The organism is Mediterraneibacter sp. 210702-DFI.3.120 (assembly GCF_020561005.1).
Classification (GTDB): domain Bacteria; phylum Bacillota; class Clostridia; order Lachnospirales; family Lachnospiraceae; genus Mediterraneibacter; species Mediterraneibacter faecis.
Genome location: NZ_JAJCNG010000007.1, coordinates 18,906 through 39,124, shown reverse-complemented (window position 1 = coordinate 39,124; position 20,219 = coordinate 18,906). Strand labels below are relative to the sequence as shown.

The 20,219-nt window shown below is 40.2% G+C and carries 19 protein-coding genes; 17 read left to right on the top strand and 2 right to left on the bottom strand.

Translation table 11 applies throughout. The features are described 5' to 3' along the window. The 4 genes from LI162_RS05310 (at position 1) to gmk (ending at position 2,924) form a co-directional block, all read left to right on the top strand. Entirely contained in the window at positions 1-477 is a 477-nt protein-coding gene (locus tag LI162_RS05310; RefSeq protein WP_147322152.1) for a hypothetical protein, read from the top strand. A 14-nt stretch (positions 478-491) separates the two neighbouring features. Beyond that, the gene (locus LI162_RS05305; RefSeq protein WP_227155934.1) at positions 492-1,097 is read left to right on the top strand and encodes a hypothetical protein; all 606 of its coding nucleotides are present in this window, start codon (positions 492-494) and stop codon (positions 1,095-1,097) included. Positions 1,098-1,494: 397 nt separating this feature from the next. Next, positions 1,495-2,031 carry an HdeD family acid-resistance protein gene (locus LI162_RS05300; RefSeq protein WP_226865844.1) on the top strand — a complete coding sequence of 179 codons (537 nt, stop codon included), beginning with the start codon at positions 1,495-1,497 and terminating at the stop codon, positions 2,029-2,031. A 218-nt stretch (positions 2,032-2,249) separates the two neighbouring features. Next, on the top strand, positions 2,250-2,924 hold the full coding sequence (gene gmk, locus LI162_RS05295) for a guanylate kinase (RefSeq protein ID WP_020436313.1): 675 nt from the start codon (positions 2,250-2,252) through the stop codon (positions 2,922-2,924). A 52-nt stretch (positions 2,925-2,976) separates the two neighbouring features. Here the strand turns inward: gmk and LI162_RS05290 are convergent, their stop codons facing one another. Continuing rightward, positions 2,977-3,831, bottom strand: coding sequence for a helix-turn-helix domain-containing protein (locus LI162_RS05290; RefSeq protein ID WP_227155932.1), 855 nt, complete (start codon positions 3,829-3,831; stop codon positions 2,977-2,979). A 312-nt stretch (positions 3,832-4,143) separates the two neighbouring features. Here LI162_RS05290 and gnpA point away from each other — a divergent pair, with 312 nt between their 5' ends. The 7 genes from gnpA (at position 4,144) to LI162_RS05255 (ending at position 12,043) form a co-directional block, all read left to right on the top strand. Next, the gene (gnpA, locus tag LI162_RS05285) at positions 4,144-6,297 is read left to right on the top strand and encodes a 1,3-beta-galactosyl-N-acetylhexosamine phosphorylase (RefSeq protein WP_255615988.1); all 2,154 of its coding nucleotides are present in this window, start codon (positions 4,144-4,146) and stop codon (positions 6,295-6,297) included. 85 nt (positions 6,298-6,382) lie between these two features. Continuing rightward, positions 6,383-7,690 carry an ABC transporter substrate-binding protein gene (locus LI162_RS05280; protein WP_227155930.1) on the top strand — a complete coding sequence of 436 codons (1,308 nt, stop codon included), beginning with the start codon at positions 6,383-6,385 and terminating at the stop codon, positions 7,688-7,690. Between the two features lie 72 nt (positions 7,691-7,762). Continuing rightward, positions 7,763-8,641, top strand: a complete 879-nt coding sequence (locus LI162_RS05275; RefSeq protein ID WP_227155928.1) for a carbohydrate ABC transporter permease — start codon at positions 7,763-7,765, stop codon at positions 8,639-8,641. 70 nt (positions 8,642-8,711) lie between these two features. Next, complete coding sequence (locus LI162_RS05270) at positions 8,712-9,440, top strand: carbohydrate ABC transporter permease (protein ID WP_255615993.1); 729 nt, start codon at positions 8,712-8,714, stop codon at positions 9,438-9,440. Then, positions 9,440-9,901 (top strand): hypothetical protein, encoded by a 462-nt coding sequence (locus LI162_RS05265; protein ID WP_227155925.1) that lies wholly within the window; start codon positions 9,440-9,442, stop codon positions 9,899-9,901. The genes LI162_RS05270 and LI162_RS05265 overlap by 1 nt, the downstream gene beginning before the upstream one ends. Next, positions 9,852-11,138: a polyhydroxyalkanoate depolymerase gene (locus tag LI162_RS05260; RefSeq protein ID WP_227155923.1), complete on the top strand. Its 1,287-nt coding sequence runs from the start codon at positions 9,852-9,854 to the stop codon at positions 11,136-11,138. The genes LI162_RS05265 and LI162_RS05260 overlap by 50 nt, the downstream gene beginning before the upstream one ends. 176 nt (positions 11,139-11,314) lie before the next feature. Next, positions 11,315-12,043, top strand: coding sequence for a DUF554 domain-containing protein (locus LI162_RS05255; protein ID WP_117826867.1), 729 nt, complete (start codon positions 11,315-11,317; stop codon positions 12,041-12,043). 21 nt (positions 12,044-12,064) lie between these two features. Here the strand turns inward: LI162_RS05255 and LI162_RS05250 are convergent, their stop codons facing one another. Further along, positions 12,065-12,952 (bottom strand): LysR family transcriptional regulator, encoded by an 888-nt coding sequence (locus LI162_RS05250; protein ID WP_227155921.1) that lies wholly within the window; start codon positions 12,950-12,952, stop codon positions 12,065-12,067. Positions 12,953-13,378: 426 nt separating this feature from the next. Between LI162_RS05250 and LI162_RS05245 the strand changes: the two genes are divergently transcribed. The 6 genes from LI162_RS05245 (at position 13,379) to LI162_RS05220 (ending at position 20,218) form a co-directional block, all read left to right on the top strand. Then, entirely contained in the window at positions 13,379-14,215 is an 837-nt protein-coding gene (locus LI162_RS05245; RefSeq protein WP_117826845.1) for a sugar phosphate isomerase/epimerase family protein, read from the top strand. A 39-nt stretch (positions 14,216-14,254) separates the two neighbouring features. Then, on the top strand, positions 14,255-16,225 hold the full coding sequence (locus LI162_RS05240) for an FAD-dependent oxidoreductase (RefSeq protein ID WP_227155959.1): 1,971 nt from the start codon (positions 14,255-14,257) through the stop codon (positions 16,223-16,225). A 28-nt stretch (positions 16,226-16,253) separates the two neighbouring features. Beyond that, positions 16,254-17,129, top strand: a complete 876-nt coding sequence (locus LI162_RS05235) for a shikimate dehydrogenase (protein ID WP_054753027.1) — start codon at positions 16,254-16,256, stop codon at positions 17,127-17,129. A 27-nt stretch (positions 17,130-17,156) separates the two neighbouring features. Then, entirely contained in the window at positions 17,157-17,687 is a 531-nt protein-coding gene (locus tag LI162_RS05230; protein ID WP_227155919.1) for a hypothetical protein, read from the top strand. 267 nt (positions 17,688-17,954) lie between these two features. After that, positions 17,955-19,838, top strand: coding sequence for a recombinase family protein (locus LI162_RS05225; RefSeq protein ID WP_055156495.1), 1,884 nt, complete (start codon positions 17,955-17,957; stop codon positions 19,836-19,838). After that, on the top strand, positions 19,835-20,218 hold the full coding sequence (locus LI162_RS05220) for a TnpV protein (RefSeq protein WP_118393060.1): 384 nt from the start codon (positions 19,835-19,837) through the stop codon (positions 20,216-20,218). The genes LI162_RS05225 and LI162_RS05220 overlap by 4 nt, the downstream gene beginning before the upstream one ends. Position 20,219: the final 1 nt, after the last annotated feature.

Sequence of the window (20,219 nt, the reverse complement as noted above, 5' to 3'; positions counted from 1 at the left end):
ATGAAAAAAAAGACAAAGATTATAATCGGAATTCTGATTGCGGCTGTGATAGCAGCCGCAGGAATTACCTGGTATGTTATGAACCAAAAGAATCAGAAAACCGGAAATTCGTCTGCAGAAGTAGTAGCCTGGGATGTGGATATCGAGGAGGAAGAACCTTCCGAGGAAAAAGGAATCCTGATTCCGGGATATACAAGTATGGTAATGAAGGCGAATACAAAGGAGCAGACAGTAAGCATTGGTAATCCGGCAGATAATGATTGCATTTTTGTAATTGTATTGAAACTGGAAGACGGAACAAAACTGTTCGAATCACAAGAGTTAAAACCGGGAGAAGGTCTGGAGAATATTACGCTTGACCAGGAGCTGGAAGCCGGAGAGTATCAGGCAGTTATAGAATATAAGTGTTATTCATTAGAAGATAAAAGTCCGTTAAACGGCGGAAGCGCAGAGTTTAAATTATATGTAAAAGAATAAAACGTGGAGGTAGAATGATGAAAAAGAAAGTAGTAGCAGGATTTATGGCAGCAACGATGATGGTATCTGTTATGTCAACAGGTGTTTTTGCAAAAGAGCTTAATCCGGATAGTGAGACTAACAAAGCGGGAGATACGCAAGTGACTGCAACAGTGGAGGAAAATGAAAATAAAGCAGCTTATGTTATAGAAATTCCGGATAAGGTTGATTTTGGAAAAATACAGCAGCCTGGGACAGAAGGAAATGCATATTCAACCAAAGATATCACAGTATCTTGTATACAAGCAGATAATCTGGCGGCAGGAAGTGGAATCGCTGTTTTAGTAAAAGATGCGACAGCAACTCAAAGTACTGATCCGTTTTGCCTGACACATAATACACATTCAGATTGTGTTCTGAATTATGAGATTATGAATAACAACGATGAGAGTATTCAAAATGGGACATGGTATGCAAATGGATTTTTATTTAATCTATTTACGGGAGCAGGTCAAGAAGCAACTGACAAATTAAGACTGAACCGTAATCAGTTATATAATAAAGATCTTTCTGTCTGGGGTGGACAGTACACCGGTACACTTAATTTCTATACAAAGATTGTAGATGTACATGCAAATTAAAAAAGAGTGGAGTAATACAAGAAAAAGCTTGTTAAAAATCTTTTTTATGTCGCTCGTTCTTGTATGTATTTGTACTTTATCAGTTCCAAGGAAATCTCTGGCTCAGGAGACAACAGATTCTGCAACTTATGCGGGAAGTACCAGCGTAAAAGCATAAGTGACAGGAAATTCCGAAAATGAGCAGGAGAACCATCCTGAAGATGAGGAACATTTACAAGACGAAAGCACAACAAATGCGAAAACAGGAGACGAGAGCAATGCAAGAATTTGGATTGCGATATTGATATTCTCAATGCTTGTATTTGGTTGTGAAATAAAATATAAAAAGGTAACAAGTAAATAAAAAATTGTGTTATCATAGAAAAAAAGAAATGTAAAAATGAAAGGGGCAGCAAAAATGAAGGAGAATAAAACAATTAAAATTATCACATTAATCACAGGAATCCTGACAGTGCTGTTAGGTTTTTATGCAGTAGTTCGACCTATGAGGACTTTTTTAGCAATCGGATGGATTCTTGGAATGCTTCTCTTCGTGAATGGTATTGAACTTGTGATACTTTCATTGTCAAAAGAGAAGAAAGATATCGGAGGATGTATTCTTGGAGTCCTGGAAGGACTTGGCGGTATCATTTTATTGTTCAGTGGCGTACAGAGATTTCTTACAGATATCATGGCAACTTATCTGGTTGGGGCCAGCGTCCTGGTTTATGGTATCTTCCAGATCGTAGCCGGAGTGAAGAAGTTTAAAGATTCTAAGGGAAAAGCAATTTTAGCAATTGTTTGTGGTGTGTTATCCATTATTGTAAGTATTATAGCCTTTACTCATCCGGTATTGACTATGTTCTCAGTTGGATATATGATCGCATTTGCTGTTTTAATGCAGGGAATCAATATGATCGTACTTGCTGTGAATTTTGGAAAAGAGAGTGAGTAAATCAAAGAAAAATAGTAAATGACTAAAAGAAGAGAACTCCAGTAAAATGAGAGTTCTCTTCTTTTTTGTTATGGAAACAGAAATACAAATCACAGGACAACAAGTAAAACTGCGTTCATTTGTATGAAAAATATGCTTGACGCAATATATTGTCTGAATTTATAATAAAAAAGTATGAATCATACGAAAATATGGTTGAGAGGAAGGAAGAAACGGCGATGAAAAAGGAATATTTGGACAAGATTGCAGAATATGGACAGTTGATTGTTGTTTCGGGACCGTCTGGTGTGGGGAATAAGACGGTTTTGAGAGAGTATTTGCAGGATCATGAACAGGCGTGTGTCAGTGTATCTGTGACAACGAGAAGACAGAGAAAGCATGAAATAGACGGAAAAGACTATTGGTTTGTGTCTGTACCGGAATTTGAGCGAATGGTTCGTATGGGTGAGATGTTGGAATATACATACGTGAATGGTAATGCTTACGGAACAACGAAGAAAAGTGTAGAGGAAGCGCGTGCAAGAGGGAAAAATGTAATTCTAGACGTGGATACAATCGGAGCAATGAAGATTCGTGCACTTTGTCCGGATGCTACACTGATTTACATTTTGCCGCCATCTTGGGATGAATTAAAGAGCCGGCTGTCTAGTACTGGAATTTATACCGAAGAAGAAGTGAATGCTTTAATGGAAATAGCAGAAGAAGAGATTTCATGTGCCAATAGTTATGATTATATTTTGGTCAATGATACGATTTCAAATACTTTGAGTCGTTTTGCACAGATTATTCATAGTAATCGCTATAGCCGTAACTGTATGAAAGAATTTCTTGATAGTTACATAGACGGAGAAGTGAAGCCTCATGTTCAGTCATACAAAGAGGCGTTACTGTAAATTAAAAAAAGCAAGGTTGAACAAACATCTGAACAGAAAAGCTGGAGTGTCATTACTCCAGCTCCTTTTTGTTTGAATATAATTTCCGATATTGTCGTGGCGACATTCCCACCTTCTTATTGAAAATCTGCGAAAAATAAGACTGTGAAGAAAAACCTGCACTGGAGGCAATCTGTGTAACAGAGAAATTGGAGGTCGTTAAAAGTTCTTTGCACGCTTCGATCCTTCTGTCTGTCAGATAGTTGATCGGAGACTGCCCAATACATTCTGTAAAGGAATGTGCCAGATAAAATTTATTGATATGTGTGATCTCGGCTAAAGAGTCCAAAGTAATATTTTTGGAATAATTTATATCAATATAGCGTTTGGCAAGTGCACATTCTTTAGAAAGCTGAAAGGAAGAGTTTGTGATAACGGACAGATTTTGCTTTCTGGAAATATATACCAGAAGAACTTCCAACAATCCATGACAGACTTTTTCGAAACCTGGTTTTTTATCCTGAAATTCATGCATCATCAGCTGCGCGAAATTGATAAACTGATTTTTGTCGGATCCGTAGCTGTAGTAGCTGTATCCTTTCGGATTCTCCTGATCCGGATGAATAAAAGAAAAGGCAAGTCCTTCGACACCGAAAACAATATATTCCATTGGGTTATTCGAAAGTGTCTTCTCAGTGTGTTCCACATAGGGATTGATGATCATTAAATCATCCGTTTTTACGGAAACTTTCTCATCTTCTATATAAAAGACACCTTCACCGCGCAGAACATAGAAAAGCTCTGAAAATTGGTGCGTATGCGGAAGGGAGTGCCAGTCGCCTTCATATTTGGAGATGGAAATATAGCGAAGCTGAAAGTCTGTCTTGTCGTTATTGGCAGAGCCAAGATTGATAAATTCATTACTCATAAGTAAATAACCTCATAAAAAAATGTTAGTGTCTTACGCAAGTTTCTGAAATTAATTGAATTTTATATAAAAAACATAAAACAACAATAATTTTAAAAATGATTCGTAAAAAAGACGAAAATATGATAAAATAAAGAGCTTGCTTAAACATATTATACATAAAAAATCGAGAGGAAACAGTATTTTAGTAATAAAAAAGCAAAAAACATAACAAACCGAGCAACAAAGAAATTGATAGCGTTTGTCGAAATTGTTATACTTTAGCCATCAAACAGAAGACAATATAAAAGTTATTTGGGGGGGATCATATTGATGACGGGAAGATTGACTCTGCCGACGGATGCAGATGTCATTGACGAGACAATACGATTGAAAAATCTTTTAGGTGCAGATGCTTTGAGAGACTGTGATGGTACAGAGATGCCGGAAGCACTTCTGTCAGAACCGGTTAAGAAATATGCAACTTATTATACAACAAGAAAAGATAATGAGTGGGCAAGTGCGAATCCGGAAGAGATTCAGCAGGAATATTTGATCAGTAATCGTGTGACAGCAAGAAGTGAAACACTTCGTATTCGCTTAATGGAAGGATTTCACACAGAGCAGCTGAAAGTAAATACATTGGATGATCCAAAACGTTGGTGGGAAGTCATTGATCGAACAACAGGAGAGATCGTTCCTACAGATAAATGGGAGTTTGATGAAGTTTCAGGTGAGGTTGAGATTCAGACAAAACCGTATCATGAATATACAGTAAGTTTCCTGGCATTCCTTATCTGGGATCCGGTACACATGTATAACTTCATTACAAATGATTGGCAGGATACACCGCATCAGCTGACATATGACGTAAGACAGCCAAAGACACAGAAGTACGTAAAGGAAAAACTAAAAAGATGGTGTGAAGAGAATCCGGATATCGATGTTGTTCGATTCACAACATTTTTCCATCAGTTTACATTAACTTTTGATGATCAGAAGAGAGAGAAATACGTTGAGTGGTTTGGATACAGCGCAAGCGTAAGTCCATATATTTTAGAGAAGTTTGAAAAGTGGGCAGGATATAAATTCCGTCCGGAATATATCGTAGATCAGGGATATCATAACAGTATGTTCCGTGTGCCGAGTAAAGAGTTCCGCGACTTTATTGAATTCCAGCAGATTGAAGTTTGTGCATTAGCTAAAGAACTGGTTGATATTGTTCATTCTTATGGCAAGGAAGCAATGATGTTCCTTGGAGATCACTGGATCGGAACAGAGCCTTATGGCAAGTACTTTGCAGGCATCGGACTGGATGCAGTTGTAGGTTCTGTCGGAAGTGGTGTAACACTTCGTATGATCTCTGATATTAAGGGTGTTGATTACACAGAAGGACGTCTTTTACCATACTTCTTCCCGGATGTGTTCTGCGAAGGCGGAGATCCGATCGGGGAAGCAAGAGACAACTGGAGAAAGGCAAGACGTGCGCTTCTTCGTTCACCATTAGATAGAATCGGATACGGCGGATACTTAAAACTCGCAAGCAACTGGCCTGGATTTATTGATGAGATCCAGAATGTTGTCACAGAGTTCCGTCAGATCCATGAAAATATGCAGGGAACACCTTCCTATGTAGCACCATTTAAGGTTGCAATCCTTAACTGCTGGGGAGGTCAGAGAAAGTGGATGTCCAATCAGGTACATCACGCAATCTGGCACAGAGAGACTTATTCAGCAGAGGGTGTGCTCGAGTGTTTAAGCGGTATGCCGTTCGAAGTGGAATTCATTTCCTTTGATGATGTGAAGAATGGTATCCCGGAAGATATCGGAGTAATCATTAATGTAGGTGATGCATATACAGCATTCAGCGGAGCAGAAAACTGGATCGATGAAGCTGTTGTAACCAATATTCGCCGTTTTGTTGATGAGGGAGGCGGATTCATCGGAGTCGGTGAGCCAACAGCATATCAGCATCAGGGAAGATTCTTCCAGTTATCTGATGTACTTGGTGTAGATCGTGAGATGTGCTTCTCACTCAATACAGATAAGTATAATGAGATGGATGCAGATCACTTTATCTTAGAGGATATTGAGGGAAAAATAGATTTTGGCGAGGGAACAAGCCGTATCTATGCACAGGGTAAAAACTATCAGATCCTTGCAATGGATGGAGAATACAGCCAGCTGGTTGTGAATGAATATGGTAAAGGACACAGCGTATACTTCGCAGGCCTTCCGTATTCACCACAGAACTGCAGAATTCTTCTTCGTGCTATTTACTATGCAGCAGGTATGGAAAAAGAGATGAAGCGTTACTATGTAACAAATGTTGATACAGAAGTAACGGTATTCCCAAAAAGCAAAAAGATCGCAGTTATTAATAACTCATCAGAAGCGCAACACACAGATGTATATATCAATGGGGATTGTGTATATGAACTGGATCTTGAGCCAGGCGAGATGCGCTGGGTAGAAGATGTGGAGTAGTAATTATATAGGTAACTTATGAAAGGCAGGGTATGCATTTCATATTTTATAAAGCAGTACTTTAAGGTATAAGGAGGTAAAAGTTATGAAAAAGAAAGTATTGAGCGCGCTTTTAGTAGCAGCAATGTCAGTATCTGTACTTGCAGGATGTGGAAGCAAGACTGACAGCAACACAGATGCAAAGAATGACGCATCACAGGAAGAAACATTGAGCGTATGGTGCTGGGACCCGAACTTCAATGTTTACGCAATGAAACAGGCAGAGGCAATCTACCAGAAAGACCATCCGGATTTCAAACTGGATATCCAGGAGAAGGTTTACTCTGATATTGAGACTGCTCTGATTACAGCAGCTGAGGCTGATGATTACAGCACATTACCGGACATCTTCCTGATGCAGGATTATTCCTTCCACAAAAACGTTACAAATTACCCGGGAATCTTTACAGACCTGACAGATTCAGGAATCGCTTTCTCAGACTTCTCTGCAGGAAAGTTAGCTGACTCTACAGTAGATGGAAAGAACTATGGTGTACCATTTGATAACGGTGCTACAATCATGGCAATCCGTAAAGATATGGTTGAGGCAGCCGGACTTACAGTAGATGATTTCAAAGACACAACATGGTCAGATTTCATTGAAAAAGCTAAAAAAGTAGTTGAGACAAACAATGTTCCAATGCTTACAAGCTCAGGCGGATCTGAGATCATTATTGAGATGCTTCAGTCAGCAGGTGCTTCTCCGATGGTAGACGGAAAAGTTGACTTAGTTAATAACAAAGCTCTTAAGAAAGCAATCGAGACATACAAACAGCTCATCGATGAAGGAATCATGGTTGATTATACTGACTGGGATCAGTACATTGCTTCTATGAACAAGGGAACAGCAGCTGGTGTTATCCAGGGATGCTGGATCATGTCTTCTATTCAGGCAGCTGACGATCAGGCCGGAAAATGGTCAATCGTAAACATGCCTAAACTTGATGATGTTGATGGTGCTACAAACTACGCAAACTGTGGTGGAGCAAGCTGGGCAGTATCTTCTAACTGCAAGAACACAGACCTTGCATATGACTTCCTTAAGACAACATTCGGCGGAAGCGTAGAGTTATATGATGATCTTCTTCCAAACGCTGGAGCAATCGCAAGTTACTTACCGGCAGCTGAGTCTGATGTTTACAATGAGACATCTGATTTCTACGCTGGACAGGCTGTATACAAAGACATCGTAGACTTCGCCGGAAAGGTTCCTGGAATCGATTATGGTGCATACTACTCAGATGTCAGAAGTGCATTAACAGATGCAATCACAAATGTTGTTCAGAATGGCGCTGACATTGACAGCGAGATCAAGAACGCTCAGGATACAGTAGAATTTAATATTGGTGAGTAATCATCAAAGATTAAAAACAGGACGTACCGGGAGTGCAGTATTGCGTTCCCGGTTCTGTTTTAGGAGAAAAATATGGGAAAAAAGAAAACAAAATTGACTTTGGAAAAAAAGTATAATCTTACCGGATGGGCGTTCCTTCTTCCTGCAGCGATTTTAATATTTGTATTTTGTTTTTATCCAATGGCACAGGCAATTATACTTTCCTTTAAAAAGACAGGAGGAGCATTTACAGGGTTATCCAATTATACCCGAGTTTTCCAGGATAAAACATTTCAGCAGTGCTTGTTTAATACCTTCTTTTACTTTTTGATCCAGGTGCCGATCATGCTTGTTTTAGCACTGATCTTAGCACAGCTTTTAAATAGTCCGAAGATTAGAGGAAAAGGTATTTTCCGTACTTTGATCTTCCTTCCGTGTGCAACATCACTTGTATCTTACTCCATGATCTTTAAGTCTTTGTTTGCGCCGGACGGAGTTGTGAACAGAGTGCTTACAGGAATTGGATTATCTTCTGTTGACTGGTTCCAGAGTACATGGCCGGCTCGCTGGGTAATCGTTATTGCCCTGATCTGGAGATGGACAGGATACAATATGGTATTCTATCTTGCAGGATTACAGAATATCGATTATTCCGTATATGAGGCAAGCTACATTGACGGAGCAACACCATTTAAACAGTTCATAAAGATCACAATACCGCTTCTGAAGCCAACGATCCTTATGACAGCGATTATGTCAACTTCAGGAACACTGCAGCTGTTCGACGAGTCTATGAACCTGACAGCAGGTGGACCTGGTAAGTCAACAATGACATTGGCACACTACATCTACAATATTTCCTTTGTAGAGACACCGAAATTTAATTATGCAGCAGCATTGTCTGTATGTATTCTTATAATGGTAGCAATTCTGTCTGCAATTCAGATGAAAGTAGGTGACAAACGTGACTAAATTGAAATCAATAGTTTCTTATGCAGTTTTAATTATTGCAAGTTTTCTGTCCGCATTTCCTCTGTACTACATGCTTTGCGGAGCAACGAATGCAAGTATCGATGTTGTAAGAGGTAAACTGTATCCGGGTACTCACCTGATAGAGAATTTTAAGACATTGGTAGGTATGCAGAATCTTGGACTTGCAATGTATAACTCATTCCGAAATGCAATCATTATTACATTTGTAGCACTGCTTGTGTGTTCAATTGCCGGATATGGATTCGAGATTTATCATGATAAAGGAAAAGATACTTTAATGAGTATTCTTCTTCTTGCAATGATGCTTCCTTTCGTAGCGATTATGATTCCGCTGTTTAAGATGTTTACTTCATGGGGACTGGTTAATACATGGATCGCACTTGCGCTTCCGACAATTTCCACTCCGTTTATGATCATGCTGTTCAGACAGGCAGCTCGTTCATTCCCGCATGATATTATCGAAGCGGCAAGACTTGAGGGATTAAGCGAAGTTCAGATCTTCTTTAAGATGTTTATCCCTGTCATGAAATCTACTTATGGAGCAGCTATGACAGTAACATTTATGAGTGCATGGAACAATTACTTATGGCCAACAATCATTTTACAGGACAGCAAGGCAATCACAATGCCTATGCTCGTAGCAAACCTGAAGAGTGGTTACAGCGTTGACTATGGTATGCTCATGCTTGGTGTATTGATTTGTACACTTCCAACAGCAATCATCTTCTTGTGCTTACAGAAGAGTTTTGCAAACGGAATTACAGGAGCGGTAAAATAATGCAGCAGAAATATTGTATAAAACAGGAATGTTTAAGGAAGGCGCAGGGTGCCTTCCTTTTAGCACATAAAATGGGATTGCTTGATGATCCTTCTATGGAAGGACTTGAAGCAAGAAGACAGAACCATAATGAAAAGCTGAAAACGATGGAGCAGGAGAAGAAACTGTTCTATGGACCACGTTACTTTTCAGCACCGGCGTATTTGCAGTATGAACTGACACGACTGAAACTGGATTTTGTCCAGCCTGGTGAGGCAGTTCAGAAGACTGGATTATGTCCAAATTTTACAGAGCAGGAGAAGAAAGTTTTTTACGAGCAAAACATGGATCTGTTTGGCAGATATTTTGGAGATTTCTTTACTTATGAAGAAGTAGAACAGATCATCGAAAAAAGATTACGGGAGGATGCATATGACAAGCTTATCGAAGACGTATTACGTGAGTTCGAAGATGGGGAATGATTTGAACGATGGACTGACAAGCGAGAGCGCATTCGCCAGTCTTTTTGCAATCAACCATAGAAGTCTGCAGCCGGGAGATCAGATATTGCTTGAACGCGGAAGTGTTTTCTATGGACAGTATCTTCATGTGACTGATAGCGGAAGCGAAGAGGCACCGATCGTGATCGGAGCTTATGGAGAGGGAGATGCACCGCGTATTGAGGCTTGCGGACAGGGAATCTGGTATCAGAATTATGGGGCTCCACTGGATTCACCGACCCATGTGTATCATGGATATGTATCTTCCGCAGTTCTGCTGTATGATGCAGAGTATATCATTATAGAAGATCTGGAGATTACAAATGAAGCGGATGAAATTATCGGAGAGTATTATTCACTTGGAGATAAAATGAACCGTACAGGTGTTGCTGTTGTTGCAAAGGATAAAGGAGTACGGCACGGGATCACACTTCGCAATCTGCTGATTCATGATGTGAATGGAAATGTGTACGATAAGCATATGAATAACGGTGGTATCTATATGACGGCACTTCGTCCGGAATGTGAAGAGGTTACAGGAGTTGCCCGTTATAAAGATGTCACAGTTGAGGGGTGCTTTGTGTATCAGGTGAGTCGTTGGGGAATTGCTGTCGGATACACTTATGCACATGAGAAGTTCCAGGGAGCAGAACTGGATGAGGCAATCTTCCTGAAATATGGACATGAGAATATACGAATTTGCGATAATTATGTAAAGGCGGCAGGTGGTGACGGTATTACAGCCATGTATGCACTTCGTCCGCTTGTGGAACATAATATGACAGATTCCATTGCCTGCGAGATCAATGACAGGATCTATAGTGAACCGGCGGATCGATTAGGAAAGGTGGCAGCGGCTATCTGGCCTTGGAAATGTAAGGATGCATTGTTCCGATATAATGAAGGTGCCGATACACGACTGAATCAGGATGGTATGGCATATGATGCAGATTCCGGTGACGGAACAGTTTATGAATATAATTACAGCAGACAGAATGAAGGTGGATGCGTGATGTTCTGCCTGCAGGAAGCAATTCATAATACGTTCCGCAATAATGTGAGTTTTGATGACCTTGGGGGAACAATCAGTCCGGCAGAAAATCCGGATGCACTGATCAAAGAGAATACTTTTTATGTGAGAAAAGGTGTACCATTTGTTCGTAAAAACATGGATGGTGGTAATTATACACTGGTGGACAATCAGATTTTTGAATTATAAAGGACTTTTCAATGGACGTGATGTTTACAAACAGTTAAGTCAAACGAAAGGCGTTTCAGAAAATAAAAGCTTTACATTATAAAAAGTATTATGATAAACTGAATATCAAACTGAAAATTTGCGGTGTAGGAGATTCCTTACACCGCATCTGTGTTTTAGAAAGTAGAGGAATGAATATGCCAATAGGAGTTATTATCAATACCTTGTCGGTTGCAGCCGGCGGTGTGATCGGGGCATTATTCGGGCACAAATTGCCCGTGAAGTTTAATGCAGAGCTTACTAAGATTTTTGGAGTCTGCGCAATGGGAATGGGTGTCAGTTCCATTGGGCTTATGAAGAATATGCCTGCTGTTATTTTCGCAGTAATCATTGGAACTGCCATTGGTCTGGCAGTCAATCTGGGCGGAATGATTAATAGCGCAGCGACCTGCATGGAGAAACCAGTGGGAAAACTCTTCCCAAATAAGAACAAATCTATGTCCAGAGAAGAGTATATGTCAATGCTCGTGACGATCATCGTATTGTTTTGTGCCAGTGGGACAGGAATTTACGGTTCACTGGATTCCGGAATGAGTGGAGATCATACAATTTTGATTTCAAAGTCGATTCTGGATTTCTTTACTGCAATGATTTTTGGAGGAACATTAGGTATGGTGATTGTAGCAGTTGCGATTCCGCAGTGCGTGATTTTTCTGATCATATTTGCAGCAGCAAAACTTATCTTTCCGCTGACCACGCCGGATATGATTGCCGATTTCAAGGCATGCGGAGGCTTCCTGCTTCTTGCAACTGGTTTTCGGATCGCAAAGATTCACGATTTCCCAGTCGCAGACATGATCCCGGCCATGGTGCTTGTGATGCCGGTGAGCTGGTTCTGGGTAAATATGATCGTACCGATGCTGTAAAATAGAAGAAAACTTATCATTCTATATTTCAGCATGTTCCAATACATAATTCTTAAAGTTCGTAATAACAGGTGCCTGATAAACATTCTTCAAAGTTGCCATGTAGAAGAGTCTCTCCCAGGACGGAGTGGCAATCTCTATGATTGAAACCGGCAAGGAGGAAAGAATCGGCATTCGTGGTACAACTGCGATGCCGAATCCGGCACTGACTAATCCGGCAACCCCCTGATCTTCTTCCATCGAGTAAGCAATCTGTGGGTATCCGCCACAATTTTCAAACAACTTGTCAATTACATGTCTTAAACCGCTTCGTTTAGAAAAAACGATATGTGGATACGTAAGCGATTCTTTTAGATTAATCGAAGTTTTTCCGTCCAAAGGATGTCCTTCCGGTACGATCAGTACAAGCTCTTGTTTTGCAACCGGAACAAACTCAACGAGAGGTTCGTTGTCCATCTTGGAACAAAATGCGATGTCATATTTTCGCTCTTTTAATCCCTGGATCATGTCGGAAGTAAGTCCGGTCGAACTGTGAAAATGAAAATCAATCTTTTTGTTAGGGGTGGAATCTAAAAAACCTTTCACAAAGTTCGGAACAACTGCACTGCTGAGCGTACGGAGTTGAACAATATCGATGCGACCTTCTCCAAATCCGGTCATCTGCAGTTTATTGATACTTGAATCCAGCATATCCAAAGCCTGCTCCACATCGACAAGAAAAGCCTGTCCACATTTTGTGAGTACAACGTTACGTCCATCTTTTTCAAAGAGTTTTACTCCGAGCTCACTTTCCAGAGATGAGATTGCATGACTTAAGCTTGGCTGAGTGATAGAAAGGATCTCCGCAGCCTTTGTGTAGTGTTCTAAATGAGCGAGAGTAACAAAATATCTAAGATGATAGAGATTCATAAAGTCTGATACCTTCCTTATAAAAATTTGTATCTTCCCATTTAATCTGGTTCATTTTATATCTATTTGGTAACTGTTCAGAGCCAAGCAAAATTTCATAAAACAGATGTAAAATGCTTGCATTTTTAAGACTGTTTTTGAAATTTTATTTGGCGGATACGCCACACCGACGAAATGCGTAGCATTTTGGAGGTTGGCTCTGAACAGTTACTCTATTTGAGGGATAAATACGCAATAATGCTTATTGATAATAATATCGTAACACGAAGTGTAAATAAAATCTATAAACAAAATGCATGGATTGTGATAGAATTACTAATTTGTCATTTATTTAACAAGCAGATATAATAAAACCAGAAAAAAATAACAAGATTGAACAGGAAAATCCAATGGATTATATTCAATTTTTACAATGGAGGAAGAATTATGTCAAAGAAAAACCCAATCACAGTAAGTTCATGGACACTTGGAGATCAGTGCAAATTTGAAGATCGTGTAATCGCTGCAAAGGAAGCAGGATATGAAGGAATCGGTCTTCGCGCAGAGACTTATGTTGATGCATTGAATGAAGGACTTCATGATGAAGACATTCTTGCAATTCTTGACAAACATGATATGAAAGTAACAGAGGTAGAGTACATTGTTCAGTGGTGTGAGGAACATCGTTCTTATGAGCAGAAATACAAAGAGCAGATGTGTTTCCATATGTGCGAACTCTTTGGAGTAGGCCACATCAACTGTGGACTGATGGAAAATTATTCTGTTGAGTACACAGCACAGAAATTAAAAGAACTTTGCCAGAGAGCAGGAAAATACATCATTGGTGTTGAGCCGATGCCATACAGCGGAATTCCGGATCTTAAGAAAGGATGGGAAGTTGTAAAAGCTTCTGGATGCGACAACGCAATGCTCATTCTTGATACATGGCACTGGGTAAGAGCAGATCAGCCATACGATATCCTTACACCGGAGATTGCCAAGAAAGTTATTTCTATCCAGATCAATGATGCTTATGAAAGACCATATGCAGCATCTATTTTAAGAGATGAGTCTATGCACGATCGTCTTGCACCGGGAACAGGAGCAAAAGATACAGCAGGATTTGTTAAGATGATCAAAGACGCAGGAGTTGATCCGAAGGTTGTTGGTGTAGAAGTTATTTCTGATGCAATTCTTGGAAAAGGACTGAAAGAAGCAGCTGCTTATACATATGAAAATACAGAGAAAGTATTAAAAGAAGTTTGGCCAGAGTTGGTAGACTAATTTGAAAAAACAGATGATGCCAAAGAGAGAGGTAAAATGATGAAATTCAAAAATATGTTTTCTCCGATTCAGATTGGACCTATGACAGTTAAAAATCGTTTTGTGGTTCCACCGATGGGAAATAATTTCGCAAATTCAGACGGAACATGGAGTGACGAATCTGTGGCTTACTATGGTGAGCGTGCGAAAGGTCAGTTTGGTCTGATCACAATTGAAGCGACTGTAGTACATAAAGGAGCGAAGGGCGGTCCTAAGAAACCATGCCTTTATGATGACAACAGCATTGAAAGCCTAAAGAAAATTACAGATGCCTGCCATGAAGAAGGTGCAAAGGTATCTATCCAGCTTCAGAATGCAGGAACGGAAGGAAATGCAAAGAATGCAGGAGCACCGATCCAGGCTGCTACAGCAATCGCATCAGCAGATGGAAGAGACATTCCTGAAGAAGTATCTACAGAAAAAGTGTATGAGCTTGTAAAAGGATATGGTGAAGCAGCAGAACGTGCAATGAAAGGTGGAGCAGATGCAGTAGAGATCCATATGGCGCACGGCTATCTTGTAAATTCATTTATGTCACCAAGAACAAATAAGCGTGTCGATGAATTTGGCGGAAACTTTGAGAACAGAATGAGATTTTCACGTCTCATTATTGAAGAAGTAAAGAAGAAAACAGAAGGAAAGATTGCTGTTCTTGCACGTATTAACAGTACAGAAGACATGTTTGGAGGACTTGATAATCACGATATGTGTGCAGTTGCTTCTTATTTAGAAGATTGCGGAATTGATGGTCTTCATGTATCCCGTGCAGTACATTTAAAAGATGAGTATATGTGGGCTCCGACAGGAATTCACGGCGGATTCTCAGCAGAGCTTGTTGCAAATATCAAGAAATGTGTTTCTATTCCGGTTATTACAGTCGGAAGATATACAGAACCACAGTTTGCAGAACAGATCATTAAAATGGGAAATGCAGATTTAGTAGCATTTGGACGTCAGTCACTTGCAGATCCGCACACACCACAGAAAGCAATGGAAGAAAGACTGGAAGATCTTACACCATGTATCGCCTGTCTTCAGGGCTGTGTTGCCAATATGTATGCAGGTAAACCAATCTGTTGTCTTGTAAATCCAGTACTCGGACATGAAAAAGAAAGACTTCCGAAGGCTGAAAAGGCGAAAAAAGTTTACGTGATCGGTGGTGGTGTGGCAGGTATGTGTGCTGCATTTACAGCGAAGAGACGCGGACATGATGTAACATTATTTGAAGCTACAGATAAGCTTGGCGGTAATATGAGACTGGCTGCATATCCACCAGGAAAAGGTGATATCACAGGTATGATCAGAAGTTACATTGTAAAATGTGAAAAAGCCGGAGTTAATATCAAGATGAATACAAAAGTAACTGCACAGATGTTGAAAGAAGATACACCGGATGCAGTGATCCTTGCAACAGGAGCTGAGACTTTAGTACTTCCATTTATCAAAGGTATTGAAAATCCGGATATCGTCTATGGTGTTGACTGCCTGGAAGGAACACGCCCGGTAGGACATAATGTCTTAGTTGTTGGTGGCGGTATGGTAGGTGCAGAGACAGCAGACTTCTTAGCAGAGCAGGGACATGAAGTAGCCATTATCGAAATGAGAGACGCGATCGGACCGGATGTGATCCATGAGCACAGAATTTTTCTTATGGAAGCATTTGAAAAATATGGCATCAAACAGATTACAAGTGCAGCTGTATCAGAGATCTTCTCAGATGGCGTAAGTTACAAAAATGCAGCAGATAAATCAGACGAGACAATCTACGAGGCAAGAGGATTCGACACAGTTGTTCTCTCTATGGGATTCAGCTCACGTTATACACACCGTGATGGACAGAACGTAGTTTATGACTTTGCAGAAGAATTAAAAGACATCGTACCAGAAGTCCACATGGTAGGTGACGCAGTAAGAGCACGCCGTGCACTGGATGCCACAAAAGAAGCATATGAGGTTGCATTGAATTTATAAATGAAATTATATCAGGAGGATTAGAATCATGGAAAAAAGAATTTCTGGACACACAGGCTTAATGGGATTATTTGGATCACCGGTTGGACATTCAGGATCACCGGCAATGTACAACTTCAGTTTCCAGCATGACGGATTAGATTATGCATATCTGGCGTTTGATGTAACAGAGGAAGAAATGCCAAAAGCATTTGAGGCAATTCGTTTATTCAACATGCGCGCTGGTAACTTTACAATGCCATGTAAAAATATTGCAGCAAAGTTAGTTGACAAACTTTCTCCGGCAGCAGAGATCATCGGAGCATGTAACGCATTTGTAAATGATAATGGTGTGATCACAGGATACATTACAGATGGTGTTGGATTTGTTAAAAATCTCGAGATCAATGGTGTATCTGTAAAAGATAAAAAGATTGTTGTCCTTGGTGCCGGTGGAGCCGCTACAGCTATTCAGGTTCAGTTAGCATTGGACGGAGCAAAAGAAGTTAACATTTTCAATATAAAAGATAAATTCTACGAAAGAGCAGAAGGAACAAAGGCTAAATTAGCAGAGAAGTGTCCGGACTGTGTTGTTACTGTAGAGGATCTTGCTGATAAGGCTAAACTGGAAGAAGAGATCAAAACTTGTGATATTCTTATCAATACAACGATTATGGGAATGAAACCACACGAGGATGTAACTCTGGTTGACAAATCTTTATTCCGTAAGGATCTTGTTGTTGCAGATACTGTATACAATCCAGAGAAGACAAAGATGATCCTTGAAGCAGAAGAAGCAGGATGCAAAGCAATCGGTGGCGCAGGAATGCTTCTGCAGCAGGGGGCAGTTAACTACGAACTGTTTGTTGGAAAAGAGATGCCACTTGCTGAGTATCAGGAATTTCAGAAGGCTCAGGCAAAATAATTACATTCACAAAAGGAGAATGATGGAATGAGAGCAAAGAAATATTTGTGGTCTATCCTTTGTGTATATTTTTGCTATTTAACACATGGTATCCAGGCTATCATTTTAAGTCAGAACAACGTAAACTTTGCAAAACAGTGGGGATTCAATATGACAGACCCACAGTCAGCAGCATATGCAGCAGGTCTTGCAGCGGTAAGTACAGCAGTTGCATGGACAGGCTTTGGTAAATTCGTCAGCGTCTGGATCGGTGGAGAGATTTCGGATCATGTAGGACGTAAAAAATTAATGATCGGTGGAGCAGCATTATATATTCTATGCTTCCTTGGATTCTTATTTACAAAAAGTGCATTAGTTGCTTCTGTATGTGGATTTGTTTCAGGTGTAGTAAGTTTGAAGAGACTTCTTAATCAATCAATTTTAAAGAGTTGGAGCTCCAAAATGATTAAAAAGTCTCTTGAGGCTTATTTTTTTACCTTAAAGAACAAAATTGTATTTTGTAAAAAACAATTTCAAAACATGTCCGTATTTTGTTTCGTCAGTACAGAGATTGTGTAAGGAACTTTAAAAAGATGACACGAAATCAAAAAAGATGCAGTAAGGGGGCTGTAAAAAGACCTCTGAGCATTTCGTTTAGTGTAAAGAACTTTTTTACTTCTTACACGAACCTTGAAAACGAAACAGCCTGCCCGTAGTGATACCAGAACTGAATAGGCATTCAGCGTGTCTTTTCTGGTTAATACGTCCCGGAAACATTAGAACCCGGTACAGGAACGGATATGGGATGAGAACAGGAACTTAATAAACGAAGGAGGACATCTGACTATGACAGAGAAACAGGGATTCATGACAGCGTTGTATGAACGTCTTAGTCGTGATGATGAATTAAACGGAGAATCCAACAGTATTTCGAACCAAAAGAAACTGCTGGAACAATATGCAAAAGAACATGGATTCACCAATCTTGTTCATTTTACTGATGATGGTATCTCCGGTACAAGATTTGATCGTCCAGGCTTTCTTGCCATGATGAAAGAAGTAGAGTCAGGGAAAGTCAGAACGATTCTGATTAAAGATATGAGCCGAATGGGAAGAGATTATCTGAAAGTCGGGCAATATATGGAGTTGCTACGACAGAAGAATGTCCGCCTGATTGCAGTCAATGAGAATGTAGATAGCTTCCGGGAGGATGATGATTTTACTCCATTCCGAAATATCATGAATGAATGGTATGCAAGGGATACCAGCAAAAAGATAAAATCCACTTTCAAGGCGAAAGGAAAATCCGGCAAGCATGTGGCAAGTACAACACCGTATGGGTATCTGAAAGACAAGGATGATCCGAATGTATGGATTGTTGATGAAGAAGCAGCTGTAGTTGTACGGAGAATCTTTCACATGACAATGGACGGTTACGGACCATATCAGATTGCCAGGGCACTGAAAGAGGATAAAGTTGAGATACCAGCAGTTCATATGGCAAAGAAAGATGCCGGATTATGGAAAGGCAGAGTAGAAGAAATCAAAGATCCTTATGGCTGGGGTTCTTCTACTGTTGCAGGTATTCTGAAAAAAAGAGAGTATCTTGGTCATACAGTGAACTTCAAGACCAGAAAGCATTTCAAAGATAAGAAAAGTCATTATGTATCTGAGGATAACTGGACGGTGTTTGAGAACACGCAGGAAGCAATCATAGATCAGGAAACTTTTGACAATGTGCAGAGAATCCGAAGCAATGTGAGAAGGTATCCAGATGGATGGGGAGAAGCCCATCCGCTGACAGGTCTGATGTATTGTGCAGACTGCGGTTCTAAAATGTATGTCCATCGGGTAAATAATGGCAAGCGGGTGCCACAATATACCTGTTCGGCATATTCTAAAGTTCCGGTTGGAACACTCTGCCAGACACAGCACAGAATTAATGCTGATGTGGTTATGGAGCTGATTAAGGAACTTTTAAAGGCTGTTGCGGAGTATTCACAGTTGAATCGTGAAGAATTTTTGGAGACAGTAAAAAAGGCACAGACTTCACAGCAGTCCAGTGAGATCACAAGATTGAAAAACAGATTAGCAGAAGCAAAAAAGCGTGTGCAGGAACTGGAAAAACTGATCTGCAGAATCTATGAGGACAATATTCTTGGCAAGCTGCCAGATGAACGATATACGATTCTTGACGGACAGTATTCTAAAGAACAGAAAGATTTGTCGGCAGAAATTGCAGATATGGAAGCTGAATTATCAGGTTATGAAGAAGGTCGCAGATCAGCGGAGAAGTTTATTGCGCTGGTTGATAAATACCAAAACTTTGAGGAATTGACCACTTACATGCTGAATGAATTTGTAGAAAAGATTGTGGTTCATGAGCGTGACCGAAAAGGAAGCATTGAGACAACTCAGGAAGTGGAAATCTATTTTAATTTTATTGGAAAATATTTACCGCCACATTTCGGTGAGGTGGAAATGACACCGGAAGAAATTGAAGAAATGAAGAAGCGGGAAGCCAGAAAAGACAGGCTTCATCAGAATTACTTGAAAAGGAAAGCAAATGGCAAGCAGCAAGAATACTATGAACGGACAAAGGCAAAAAAGAAAGCTGAGATGGATGCAAAAAAAGAGGAAATCCGTCAGGAAGATATTGCAAAGGGTGTGTTCGTTCCGGTATCACTGCTTCCACCTGCAGAACCGAAGAAAGGAGTCGCATCAGCATGAGTAAATTAGAAAGAATCGTTCACGATGACAGCAATGGTCTGGATTATATCCTTGTCGGGGAAATCTATCTGCCGCTGATCGCTGTGCCGGAAGAGAAAAGAGAGATTGGTTTTTATGGAAGTCTTCACAGAAACTATCTGAAAGATTACAAGAGTGGCTTGTATTCCTATCTGACATTGAGTGGTAAGCTCTGGACGTATCTCGCAGATCTGAATGAGCAGTGTTTGGAACGCAGGGATTTCCTCATGGAACAGATTATGGAGCAGGAAGGCATTACGGAAGAATTGAAAAGCAGAGATCAGATGGAATGGGTTCGCCGGGCAAACAATGCAAGAAGCCGGGTAGATGAAATTATTTTAAATGAACTGGTGTATGTGTAGG